At 34.4% G+C, this 13,094-nt stretch carries 8 protein-coding genes and 1 other annotated feature; of the genes, 1 reads left to right on the forward strand and 7 read right to left on the reverse strand.

Annotated elements, in window-relative coordinates:
• Positions 1-99 precede the first annotated feature (99 nt).
• The 5 genes from leuS to PDT38_RS15170 all read right to left on the reverse strand — a co-directional run bounded on the left by leuS (position 100) and on the right by PDT38_RS15170 (position 10,193).
• A complete protein-coding gene (gene leuS / locus PDT38_RS15150) occupies positions 100-2,514 on the reverse strand; it encodes a leucine--tRNA ligase (protein ID WP_270802780.1) in 2,415 nt (804 codons plus the stop codon).
• Between the two features lie 110 nt (positions 2,515-2,624).
• Positions 2,625-2,836: a binding site (T-box leader), on the reverse strand.
• Positions 2,837-2,937: 101 nt separating this feature from the next.
• Positions 2,938-3,267 (reverse strand): DUF4257 domain-containing protein, encoded by a 330-nt coding sequence (locus tag PDT38_RS15155; protein ID WP_270802781.1) that lies wholly within the window; start codon positions 3,265-3,267, stop codon positions 2,938-2,940.
• Between the two features lie 207 nt (positions 3,268-3,474).
• Positions 3,475-4,668 carry an MDR family MFS transporter gene (locus PDT38_RS15160; RefSeq protein ID WP_270802783.1) on the reverse strand — a complete coding sequence of 398 codons (1,194 nt, stop codon included), beginning with the start codon at positions 4,666-4,668 and terminating at the stop codon, positions 3,475-3,477.
• Positions 4,669-4,872: 204 nt separating this feature from the next.
• Positions 4,873-7,035: a peptidase domain-containing ABC transporter gene (locus PDT38_RS15165; RefSeq protein WP_270802785.1), complete on the reverse strand. Its 2,163-nt coding sequence runs from the start codon at positions 7,033-7,035 to the stop codon at positions 4,873-4,875.
• A 38-nt stretch (positions 7,036-7,073) separates the two neighbouring features.
• Positions 7,074-10,193, reverse strand: coding sequence for a type 2 lanthipeptide synthetase LanM family protein (locus tag PDT38_RS15170; protein ID WP_270802786.1), 3,120 nt, complete (start codon positions 10,191-10,193; stop codon positions 7,074-7,076).
• Positions 10,194-10,471: 278 nt separating this feature from the next.
• Here PDT38_RS15170 and PDT38_RS15175 point away from each other — a divergent pair, with 278 nt between their 5' ends.
• Positions 10,472-11,158, forward strand: coding sequence for a response regulator transcription factor (locus tag PDT38_RS15175; protein WP_270802788.1), 687 nt, complete (start codon positions 10,472-10,474; stop codon positions 11,156-11,158).
• A 220-nt stretch (positions 11,159-11,378) separates the two neighbouring features.
• On the opposite strand, the gene PDT38_RS15180 is transcribed toward PDT38_RS15175, so the two are convergent.
• Together PDT38_RS15180 and PDT38_RS15185 are read right to left on the reverse strand one after the other, a co-directional pair.
• Positions 11,379-11,606 carry a plantaricin C family lantibiotic gene (locus PDT38_RS15180; RefSeq protein WP_270802790.1) on the reverse strand — a complete coding sequence of 76 codons (228 nt, stop codon included), beginning with the start codon at positions 11,604-11,606 and terminating at the stop codon, positions 11,379-11,381.
• Positions 11,607-11,749: 143 nt separating this feature from the next.
• On the reverse strand, positions 11,750-13,048 hold the full coding sequence (locus PDT38_RS15185) for an ABC transporter permease (protein ID WP_270802791.1): 1,299 nt from the start codon (positions 13,046-13,048) through the stop codon (positions 11,750-11,752).
• Between the last annotated feature and the right edge of the window lie 46 nt (positions 13,049-13,094).

A 13,094-nucleotide genomic window follows, 5' to 3' on the forward strand; every position in this document is an offset into this window, starting at 1 on the left:
AACATAATATGCCTAATATAAAGGCAAATCATCATATATCAGCGTTAATTTAAAAAGGCGTCCAATCATCAAAAAAGACGATTGGACAGCCCTATTCTGTTAATTCGCGACAATATTCACCAGTTTACCTGGAACAGCAATCACTTTTCTGATTGTCTTTCCTTCCAATTGTTCTTTGACTTTATCATTGTTTTTGGCCAGTTCTTCAAGCTGTTCTTTACTTGAATCTGCTGGTACATTTAATTTCGCTTTCACTTTACCGTTTAGTTGAACGACAATTTCAATTTCATCATCAACAAGTTTTTCTTCATCATAGACAGGCCATGCTTCATATGTGATCGTGTCCTCATGCCCGAGACGACTCCACAGCTCTTCAGCTAAATGTGGTGCGACAGGAGAGAGCAATTTCACAAAGCCTTCCATATATTCTTTCGGAAGCGCCTCAGCTTTATAAGCTTCATTAATAAACACCATCAGTTGGGAAATCGCTGTATTAAACCGCAAGCCTTCGAAATCATCTGTCACTTTCATGACTGTTTCATGGTAAACACGTTCAAGCGTTTTTCCTGCTCCGTCTACCATCTTCACGTTTAATTGATTATTGTCATCAATAAACAAGCGCCAGACACGATCAAGGAAGCGACGGGCTCCATCAAGTCCTGTCGTTGACCAGGCAATTGATGCATCAAGCGGTCCCATGAACATTTCATAAAGACGAAGTGTATCTGCTCCATGTGTTTCAACAATTTCATCTGGATTGACAACATTGCCTTTGGATTTGCTCATTTTTTCATTGTTTTCCCCAAGAATCATGCCTTGGTTAAAAAGCTGTTGAAACGGTTCTTTTGTTGGCACGACACCGATATCATACAGGAATTTATGCCAGAAGCGCGCATATAATAAATGTAGAACGGCATGTTCAGCACCACCGATATACATATCAACAGGAAGCCATTCCTTTAATTTTTCAGCTGATGCTAGCTCTTGTTGATTGTTCGGATCGATATAACGCAAGAAATACCAGCAACTTCCAGCCCACTGTGGCATTGTGTTTGTTTCCCGGCGACCTTTCTTGCCTGTGTTAGGGTCTGTCACTTCAACCCATTCTTTGATATTGGCAAGTGGAGACTCTCCAGTACCGCTTGGTTTAATTTCGGTCGTTTTTGGCAGAACGAGTGGCAACTCTTGCTCAGGAACTGCAGTTGATGTACCGTCTTCCCAATGAATGATCGGAATTGGCTCACCCCAATAACGTTGACGACTGAAAAGCCAATCGCGAAGGCGATACGTTACTTTTTTCTCACCTTTTCCGTTGTCATGAAGCCACTGACACATTTTCTCAATCGCAGATGCTTGCTGAAGTCCATTTAAAAAATCGGAATGGATATGCTCGCCATCTCCTGTATACGCTTCTTTTTCAACATCTCCGCCTTTAACGACTTCTTGAATCGGCAAATTGAAAGTTGTCGCAAATTCATAATCTCGTTCATCATGGGCTGGAACTGCCATCACCGCTCCAGTTCCATATGAAGCTAAAACATAATCGGCAATCCAAACCGGAATTTTTTCTTCAGTTACCGGATGGATCGCATAAGCTCCTGTGAATACACCTGTTTTTGTTTTCGCAAGATCCGTTCGTTCCAGATCACTTTTTGACTGAACCTCAGCAATATATGCATTGACAGCCTCTTTTTGTTCAGCCGTCGTTATTTTTTGAACTAACTCATGTTCAGGGGCAAGAACAGTGTATGTTGCACCAAACAACGTATCAGGTCGTGTTGTAAATACTGTAAATGTTTCATCTTGACCATCAATTTTAAAGTGAACATGTGCACCTTCTGAACGCCCGATCCAATTGCGCTGCATTTCTTTAATACTTTCAGGCCAGTCAAGTTCTTCAAGATCTTCGAGAAGCCGATCAGCATACGCAGTAATTTTTAACATCCACTGTTTCATCGGACGTCTTTCTACAGGATGGCCGCCACGTTCACTTTTTCCATCGATAACTTCTTCATTGGCAAGAACTGTACCAAGTGCTGGACACCAGTTCACAGGTACTTCATCCACATATGCAAGACCTTTTTCATAAAGCTTTAAGAAAATCCACTGTGTCCATTTATAATAGTCAGGATCTGTTGTATTCACTTCTCTGTCCCAGTCATATGAGAAACCGAGCGCTCTAATCTGGCGGCGGAAATTATCGATATTCTGCTTCGTAAAAACAGCAGGGTCATTTCCCGTATCAAGCGCGTATTGTTCAGCTGGAAGGCCAAATGCATCCCAGCCCATCGGGTGTAAAACATCATATCCTTGCATCCGTCTCATCCGCGAAAGGATGTCTGTCGCTGTATAGCCTTCAGGATGGCCGACATGCAGGCCTGCTCCTGATGGATATGGAAACATGTCTAATGCATAAAACTTCGGTTTAGATGGATCTTCAAGCACTGCAAATGTTTTGTGATTTAGCCAATAGTCTTGCCACTTTTTTTCGATTTTTTGATGATCAAAGCTCAATTGTAAAAACCTCCTTTAAAATGCTTACGGCTGTTTGTGTTCAAGTTTTGACAAGACTGGCACTGCTATATTCAGATTATTCTAAAAACAAAAAAATTCTCTCATCCCTAGAAAGGGACGAGAGATTTATTTTCCCGCGGTACCACCCTTGTTAGTGTGTCATTTACACACTCACTTGATATCTTTAACGCAGATATGCGGCAGTGGCTCTTCACCGCTGCAACTCAGAGGCGAGTTCAGAAGCTCATTTGATTGACTTTCACCAGCCGTCAACTCTCTTTGACAAAATAGGCTTCTTACTACTCCTCTTCACTGTTCTTGCCGTAACTGTAATCTTATTTGTATTTTATAGAATTCTGTTCATAAGTGCAAGCAGGTTTGTATACAATGGGAATATGCTGAAAAAGGGTAAGTGTGAGGATCTTAGTCGTGTGGAGAATCATTTTTCCGTCCGGAGTTCTGTCCATTTCCCTGCTGTTCCCTGACAAAGTCAAAGCTTCTTAAAACAGCTTCACCGCCATAGCCAGCAATGATGGATAAAATCACAAGCTGAATTCCGGAGTCAGGTTCTGCAGATAATACAAGTAAAATTGAAGCTACCATACCGACAAGAATATCTTCAAAAAACCCCAAGTAAATAAATCGTTTCGTTGTTCTCGGTTTCTCGAGGCGGCCTCTTTTTTTAATATGCCCGAGAACCCCCATAATTCCTCCAATCAAACAAGCAACCAAAACTTGATGCAGCATCTTCATCACCTTCCTAAAGCCCTTAGATTAGTCAAGCGACTTCAGGCCATCGAGCAGCCCCCCTAGAACCCTTTGCGATGATATTCGATACTACTAACCAACAGAAAACGTGTTCTGTCTTTGATGAAAAAAAAGCTTGTTTCTTCCATTATATGAAAACAATTGGATGTTCATCTTGATGCATTCGATTCATTTTTACATGATGACAATTACCTATTTTTTCAATATGAAGTCCTGATGAACAGACGTTTCCTTTTCTCTTCGATCATATAAAAACACTGTTCCAATACTGAACACCAATAAAACAAGAAGTACCGCCAGTAACATCTGCATACCATAGATATCAACAAGCATTCCGCCTAAAAGCGGTCCGACCATTCTGCCACCGGTTGCCATACTATTGACAAACCCTTGATAAAATCCTTCTTTTCCCTGTGGAGAAAGCTGATTTGCGATTGTCGGAACAGCAGGCCAGACAAGCATTTCACCGATTGTTAATATAATCATAGCCGCAAGAAATGCCGTAAAGTCTTCGGCTACAAACAAAATTCCGTATGCAAGCATGAAAATAACAAAGCCTAATAACATCTGTTTCTTCAACGACTCAGCAAACCGCTTCACAAACATGCCGATGAATGGCTGCCCTAGCACGATGAGTGCACCATTTACAGTCCATAACAAACTGTACTGCTTAAGGGGCATGCCCAATTCCTGTGTATGTGAGGCAATTGTTGAAGACCATTGTGAATAAGCAACCCAGGCGAGCAAGTACCCTGTACAGATAAAAATGAGAGCAGTAAATCGCGATTTTCCATTGATTGAATCGGCATGATCTAAAACAGATGACTGAACAGCTTGATCAGATTGAATCTTCTTAAATCCCAAACAAGCAATCATAAAAAAAACAGCGTAGAGCATTGCATTCGCAAAGAAAACAAAAGTGAAGGAAAATGACGCCACAAATCCTCCAAGTGCCGAACCAACAGCAACTCCGGCATTTTGCGCGACATACACAGCATTAAATGCTTTTCTTCCTCCCTCTGGCCATGCTGAGCCAGCCATCGCATAACATGCCGGAAAGACAACCCCAGAACCAAAACCAGCAATTGTTAATAAAATAATATATGCGAACCAATCATGAAAAAACACAAGACCTGAAAGACTTGAAAACGTAATGATAATTCCAAGAATAATCGATGTAAAGCCACCGATTTTATCAAACAAAAAACCGCCGCACAAATTTCCAATCACATTTGCGCCTGAATTCAGCATCAAGACAAACCCGGCAGCAGTCAATGACTTCCCTAAATGCTGATGAATATAAATGGTGTTTAGCGGCCATAAAAAAGAGGCCCCCGTGACGTTAATAAACATACCGATGACCAAAAGCCATAATGTACGTGGCATTGTGTTACCTTCTTTCTAAATAGAACTTCTTTTAAATTCTATTCGCTTCAGCCGCTTTTTTCAACAAACAAGTTTTCGGTTTTGGGCATAAAAAAATCCCTTTTAGAAAGGGGATTTTTCACTTTATAAACTACCTTCTCATTGACAATGACTATTACAAGCAACATATAACAAGATAAAGATCATCTTAGATCAACGCTATTTTTATAAAGGAACATTTTCACGTTGCAAATCTTTCTTACTTCCGTCTATACTACTTGCATATAAACGATAGTACTCTCCATTCTTCTGTAACAGTTCTTTGTGCTTTCCTTGTTCTACAATTGAACCGTTTTTCATGACAAAAATGATATCAGAATCCACAATTGTTGACAATCGATGTGCAATAATCATGCATGTACTCCCCATTTTAATAAAATGTGAAGCAATTTTTGCCTCATTTACAGAATCTAATGAGCTTGTAGCTTCATCCAGTAATACAATACCGGGCTCGTTTATGATAGCCCTAGCTAATGCTAGTCTTTGTCTTTGTCCTCCAGAAAGATTCATCCCCATGTTAGAAATTAACGTTTTATGTTTCATTGGCATTTCATTAATTTCTTCATCTATATTTACAATTTTTAATGCTCTCATCATATCTTCATAACTGACATCCGGTTTACCCATTGCAATATTTTCATAAATTGATTTATTGAATAAATAAATGTCTTGGGGAACAGCCCCCATATTTCTTCTAAGCTCTTTTTTATTGATATTTTTAAGATTAATACCGTCATAAAATATGTCCCCACTCGTTGGTTCATATAAACCGAGAAGCAATTTTCCTAAGGTACTCTTACCGGATCCTGACCTGCCAACAATTGCAATTTTCTGTCCCTTTTCTATTCTAATATTAATGTCATTTAAAACGGCTTCAGAAGATTTTGCATAAGTGAAACATACATTTTTTAAAACAATATCACCTTTCACAGGAACATTTTTACTCTCAGCATGATCATTTTCGATTTTGGCATCAGTAATATCTTTTATTCTGTCTATGTTCGTTGTAGCAACTAATAAATCGTTTATCAATTGGAACATGGAAGTGCTTGTTGTGAAAAACATAGAAGTAACAGAGTAAAAGGCCAAAACTTCGCCAAAGGTCAACTCTTGTTGTATATACAAATAAAAACCAACTAACAAAACAACAAAAGGAGCAATGGTTTGCATACCTTGTGAAAATGTATTATAAAAGTTCAACAATGCACCTTTCTTTTTATACCTTCTTATAACATTTTTTAATTGTTTCTTCCAATTATGAAAAACTTCGTTTTCGATTCCTGATAATTTAATATTGAATATCGCTGTAATGGTTTCAATTTGCAGCCGTTGTATTTTACTACGCTCTAATACTTCATATAAGTTTAACTCTTTTAATTTTGGTCTTATCAAAATAGTAACTACGCCAAAAACCGAAAATAATATGGTAACTAACATAAAAAGAGATAAAGACTTATACGCGATATAAAATAAAATAACAATAAGGGAGACAACATCAAGAATTCCTTTTATCGCTTTTTCTGACAACAAATCCTTAATAAATTCTACACTGCTTAATCTGTACTGTATATCTCCAGTTGGTCTTGACTCAAAAAATTTATAGGGTACTTTTAATAAATGACTAAAAACTTTACTAATCAATGTTTGATCTAGTGTAGATTTTATTTGAATGAGAACAACACCTTGAAAGTATTGTAACAAGAAAAAAAGTACTAGCAAAAGTAGTGAAATTGTTATTTCGAATATTGATATAGATCCTTTTTTTATTACACTATCCGTCAGGTTTTGAATAATAATTGGCATCAACAACGTTCCCATTGCTGTAAAAAATGATAAAACAAATAATAATATAAATGTTTTTTTATTGTCTACAACAGTGTTTGATAAAAATTTATACGAACTTTCTTTTTGTTTTTTCGCTTTAAAATCATGTTTAGGTTGAGGTACTAAGACAATGTTTGAAAATGATTTTTCAAACTCTTTCAAAGGTAAAGTTCTTCTCCCAATAGCTGGATCAACAATAGTAAATTTATTCTTTCTCACTTTTTCTAGAACAACAAAATGATCACTATTCCAAAATAATACAGATGGGAGATCTATCGCTTCTAACCCTTTCACTTCAGTCCGATATACTTTTGAATGAAAATGTAAAGCTTTGAATAAATCATGAACCTGTTTTAAATTCAGCCCATCTCTCCCTACTTCAGCTATATCTCTTAAATCATTTAGTGTATTAAAGCTACGGTAATATCTTAAAATCATGGCAACACAACACAAACCACATTCTGTCTGGTGAAATTGTTCAATAAAAGGAACTTTTCTAATCATAAGCCTCACCATTTCCTTTAATATAGGATAATGATCGTCTACTGAAGCCATAAAATATTATTTATACTTGGTTTTAGATGTTTCAATATTAAATACCCGTACCCAGTTAAACCAATCATTAACCCAAATAAATGATGATCTGGATGATTTTTATCAAGGATGACCTGTTTTATTGTGTCTTCATGAATTTTTATAAATGTATTTTCACAATATTTTTTAAGGGTTAAATCTTTCATCACATCTGCTGCATAATCAAGAATCAATAAACTTCCAAGATCTCCATGACAAAGCGTAGAGTTATTTCCAAAACCATTCTTTATAGTGGTTTTTATAGCTGTCTCTATTTCAATCTCCATACATTCATCATCATAACCGTTCGCTTTTAATAAAATTCTATTTAAGAGGATCCCTGGTGCTCCATGACACCAACCATTGCTAAATCCTTCATCCCCAACCTGCATATGCCAATTCTTTTCCTTACCTGAATATAACTCTCGTTCAAAATCTAAAGCAGAAGTAACAATTTTTAAAATAAAAGGATCTTTTATTATAGGGTATAGTTGCATCATCACAGCTGATATCCCACTACTACCATGAGCAAAACCAGTATAACCTTCTGAAATCTTACTCCAGTCAATTTTACCTTTATTTCCTTTTAATTTTATCACTTCAACAAATCTATTATATAAACTCCTTAATGCTCCAAATAAATAATGTTGTGTCTTTTCTTTAGCATTACTCTTAAATGCAGATAAAACAACTGCGATAGCTCCACTTATCCCCCCGATTATATCTTCATACTCCACTTTTTTAGCGTATGTTGTTAATAAATTGATACTCTGGATTGCTGTCGATACAAATTGTTCTTTATGAATATACTTTCCTGAATGATAAAGTGAATAAACCATACCGCTAATTCCTGAAAATCCTCCAATTTCTAAAATAGTTTCTTCGCTTTTTATTTCCATTAAATTTTTTAGAAGCGTAATGACTGGATTTAAAGCTCGAATAGTTGCTTCTTTGTACTTTTGAAGTTTTGTCATATCATATAAAAAAGCAAAAAATAGCGCTATACCACTATTACCTTTATATAAATCAGGTTCAAACCCAGTTATTTGTGTTAATTGTTCCTTTTTACCGTAAATCATAAGCCCGAGCCAAGTATATTCTTTTTGGTTATGATAATTTCCTTCTATTGCTTGATCTAAAATAAAATCACCTATCTTTATTAAACTTTCCATTTCAGACGTCCTATCTCTTTTCAACAAATCCTTTGTCTGAAATGAAATATTAGTTAAAGCTTTGTCACCTTCATACTCACTATAAAGAAAACTTAAATCGATAAAATCAAGTTGCTTTTCAAAATCAGCTTCACTCATCTTCTCAATTTTGTTTTCAACTATTGTTAGAGGTGATTTTTCTAATGTCACCCCTCTTACAACCTCATCATGAGAATTCTTAATCTCTAACGAACTAACATTTGTGTAGAAATAAGGGATGTCTCCATTTAATAGATCCTTGTATTCACTAGAAAGAAAATATTTATATTTTTCTTCATATTTACTCATTCCAATTCTCGTTAGAAATACTTCTCTATGAATTGAATCTTGAAGTAGATCAGGATGAAAACTACTATGTAACAAATTAAAATATAAATAGGTTGGTTTTATAATCAACCGGCACTGAGCATCTCGAAAATCAGTATATACAGCTTGAATAACTAAATTTTTATTATTTTGTATCCACTTATAAACTAAAGAAAAACCCTTTTTAATTTCAGCAACATATTGATTAGACTTTACTATATTATTTTGATATTTTGGTAAATTTTTTTGAGGTGACAAAACACCATAACTTCTTACAATTTTCATTTCATCTGTACCATCTTTTTGTATAATAGATGATTTTAAACTAGCAACCTGCTCTTCTGCACCACTAACTCCACCTAAATCTAAGTATCCTGAATCATCATTGGCAAATGATATTCTATTTGGTAATAAATAAATAGAACAGACCGATTCATCAATTAGTTTTTTAGCCTTTGCAATTGCAGAAGAATCATTGTAATCACTATTCACTTTCCCATGAAAAATTGTTTCTATATCAATTAATATCGGATGTTCTTTGTTAGCAATAATATTCTCATAGTGAAAATCTTTAGAATTAAAAATGTACAATAAACAAAGTAATTCTCCAATTCTATAATAATAATTTGCTGCATCCTTCTTATTATTTAACTCTTCATAATCGATATACTCCATCCAACCACAAGAAGAGATTGAGTAAACCCTTGCTGTATTTAAATCTAAATACCCTTTTATTCCCATGGAATTAAGCCAGTTTATAAATCTGTTGAAATTCTTTTCTAACATCATTGATCTAGGCTTATACACCAGCTTATATTTAGAATGAAAAGTTAAAAAACTGACAGACTTTGATCCTCGATGAGTATCACCTTGTCCAATAGTAATATCTACAATCTTACCTAGTCCTATTTTGTTATTAAATTGTGTTATTAACTGCTTGTAATGATCTTTAGTGTCTTTAATAATAGAAATGATAAAATTAATGATTTGAAGAGTTCGTTTATTGATTAAGTTAAATAGATAAGGATAATCTAAATATAAGTAACGTAAGTAGCTCTTATCTTTTAACATACAATCTTTAAAATATAAGAATCTTTTTTCAGCTGTTTCTCCTTTTAAATTTGATTCTTCACGCGCTAGATTTATTTCTAATATTATAGTTTTATAAAATACACTATAAAGACTACTATTGATGTTTTTGAAAATACATTTAATAATATTTGCAAAATCCATCATCTTTTTTTGTTCTAATATTTCCTCCATTTTAAGTGAAATATGATAGTTGATAAATGGTTTTATAACATCAATAAACTCAAAATGAACTGAGTTACTCTCTAATATGTTTGAAATTTTTCCATCATCATCCATCATTAGAACTTTATTGACTAATTTTAAGTATGATATTTTGTCCTCTTTTGGAGACTGTTCCCACTTTTTCTTCAACTCCAAGAAATCTTTTCTGATTGTTTCTTTAATCACTTTTTCTATATCTTTTAAAGACCCTTTTTTCTCTGGAAAAAAAGTGATCCAATAATCTAACACATGATCAAATGTGATCGTGGCATTCCCCATAACAATCGTCTCCTTTGTTAAAATGTCAATGCCTAGTTCAATTTATTCCTATATTTAATTTTGAAAAATAAAGATGATACATATAACTTTATTTAATAAATCTGAAATTGAATAGGGTGAAAAAATATGGCCCCAACAATTTTAGAAATGGAGTTTGTTAATAGTTTGACTACCAACCCATTTCTTGTTAATATGAGGATAAATTTAGGGTAAAAACAAAATATGTCATCAAATTAAAAAATACTACATCATATTAAATCTCAAGAAGCGGTGATACTATGGGGAAAATCAACTTACTAATAATTGAAGATGATGTATATTGGTTAGGCATTTTTAAAGAAATCTTGAAAAATCAACCGGATATTAGAATAATAGGAGAAATATGCAGAAAGGATAATTTGAATTATTTTTTATCAACTAATGTAAAATTTGATGTTGTTTTATTAGATTTAGAATTAGAAGGAGATCAAACAAATGGAATAACCACATGTTCTTATATATTTCATAAAAGAAATGATGCGAGTATTATTATTAATATTTCAAATAATGAGAATGAAAATTTGATAAAACAGGCCTTTTCTGCTGGTGCAATTGACTTTGTTTCTAAAAAAAATTATAAAGATATAGCTTATAAAATAAGATATGCAAATAGTACATTTAATCCCTATAAAATAATATTAACTGAATATTCTAAATTAATAGAGGAATCTATCCTCTATAAACTCAGTACTGCAGAAAAAGACCTATATAAATTGATTTGCAAAGGATATAGTCGGGCAAATATTAGTGAAATCATGTTCAAGTCTCCAAATACAATAAAAAAGCAGATAAAAAGTATCTTAAATAAAACAGGCTGTAAAACAACAAAAGAACTTCGAGAACTACTAAGTTCTCCATGGAAAAAATATCAAGACCATAGTGAAGAGAAACCGAATCACTCTATTTTACATAGATCTCGCTTCTAATTTTATGCACTTCCCTAAAAAATACAATATCATGAATAACTGGATTGGCATGAATTCGATTTATCTCGAACCATGTCTTTTTATTTTGCTTTAATCATTTTTCCTTTTAAAAACTTTATGATGGGCATGACAGAAAGAAACACCCCAATTGCTAGAATTTTCATCTCACAATTGGGGTGTTATTTATCCTATAGTGACGAAAAAAAACATTTTTGAAGCTTTATGCACAAGGGATAGTAGAGAAACATTCAGCTGATAATGTACAATATTTTCCGTAATTTGTACCTAGCCCCATAGACCGGGCTTTGGCTATAGATTGTGCTCTTGTGCCCCAACCACCTGTAATGTCAGACATGTCTTGTTCTTTTAGTTCTTCCAATAAATCTCCAGAAGGGTGATTTTCAATACTACGTTTTCTTAAAAGTGGATTTTTAAAATTTTTACCCATGTTTGATCACTCCTATTTTGAGATTGGATAACGTTATCACATTTATATTGTATTTTATAGTTTATCATTTTAATAGGGTGAAAAAACATGGTCCTCAATAAAGATAAATTCAGGTTAAATAGATAAAATGTATTTCCTAATATTCATAACTCTCTTCTTAATGCCGTCAATACATTCGTTTTGGTCGCCTTAATAGCCGGGTTTAAACCTGAAAGAATTGCCACTCCTGCACTGATCGCTGTTGCAATGAGCACAAGGCTGAGTGGAATATATGAGAAAGTAATATGAAACTCCTCTCCTCCCCCATGAGAAACAGATGAGAGAATAACCGGTAGAAACTTGTTCACTAAAAAGCTGACACCATATGAAATCATCATTCCGAACACAGACCCAATGACACCGATATAGGCGCTTTCCAGCAAAAACATTTTGCGAATCATGTTCGGACTTGCACCAATCGCTTTCATAATTCCGATCTCCTGTGTTCTTTCTGTGACAGCCATTGTCATTGTATTAAAGATACCGATCGCAGAGATCAATACCGCTATCACCCCAACAAAAATCAGACCTATTTTAAATGCGGTGAAGAACAAATTGATACTATCCAGCCTTTTCGTAATGGAATCAACATAGAAGCCCTTATCTTCTAAAGCATTTGTGATTTCTCCAACATGTTCAGCACTGTCAGTATATACAAACATTTTATTTACAACCTGGGATTTTTCCGGTTTTAAATAGTCAATAGCATTTTCACTCAAATAGACTGTGGTATCCATTTTCCAAGCATATGAAGACTGTTTTTTCACCCCGACAATCTTAAATTGATGATTCTTTTTCTTAGCGTTTTCCTCTCCTGTTTTTGCAACTGTTATGTCAATCGTTTTTCCTAAAATATCGCCTTTATATCCTGTTGGTTTTTTTACATTTTTTTCTTTTTTGTGTTTCTGTTTTTCATATTTCTCTGATTCATTTTTCGTCCAAAGCAGTTTACCAAAATCATAACCGACAACAATTTCATTTGGTGACTTTGCCAACCGACCTCGGTCTAGTTTAAAGTTCGTTTTTTGCTCTGCATCCATGTCTGTGAATGTGAGATCCTTAATTTTAGTATTGGTGCGATCAGCTAATTTAGCCTCTACATCCTCGTTTAAGTACATACGTTCAAATATGGCTGTTACATGTTTTCGATTCTCAAACTCTTGCAAATCTTTTTTTTGAACTGGTTTACCAGCTTTTCCTTCTTTGCCAGCTACTTTGATTTCTGTCACGATCTGTTTTTTCATGATTTGTTCCGTCATCGATTTTTGCAGCCCAAACCCGACAGACGCAAGCACAATTAAAAACGAACAGGCAACAGTTGTTGCAAGGATCGTCATAAACACCCGCAAACGGTTTTTCTTCATATTTCTTCTAATAAATATAAGTTGATCTTTAAAATTCAACAATAACGTCCCCTTTTCGGATAGATAAATTTCCTGCTGGGAATCA

This window comes from Bacillus changyiensis (assembly GCF_027706145.1).
Taxonomy (GTDB): Bacteria; Bacillota; Bacilli; order Bacillales; family Bacillaceae; genus Bacillus; species Bacillus changyiensis.

Coding starts and splice junctions, on each gene's coding strand:
- PDT38_RS15160 (WP_270802783.1), bottom strand. CDS start 4,668: ATGCCACGTACATTATGGCTTTTGGTCATCGGTATGTTTATTAACGTC.
- PDT38_RS15180 (WP_270802790.1), bottom strand. CDS start 11,606: ATGGGTAAAAATTTTAAAAATCCACTTTTAAGAAAACGTAGTATTGAA.
- PDT38_RS15175 (WP_270802788.1), top strand. CDS start 10,472: ATGGGGAAAATCAACTTACTAATAATTGAAGATGATGTATATTGGTTA.
- PDT38_RS15155 (WP_270802781.1), bottom strand. CDS start 3,267: ATGAAGATGCTGCATCAAGTTTTGGTTGCTTGTTTGATTGGAGGAATT.
- PDT38_RS15165 (WP_270802785.1), bottom strand. CDS start 7,035: ATGATTAGAAAAGTTCCTTTTATTGAACAATTTCACCAGACAGAATGT.
- PDT38_RS15170 (WP_270802786.1), bottom strand. CDS start 10,193: ATGGGGAATGCCACGATCACATTTGATCATGTGTTAGATTATTGGATC.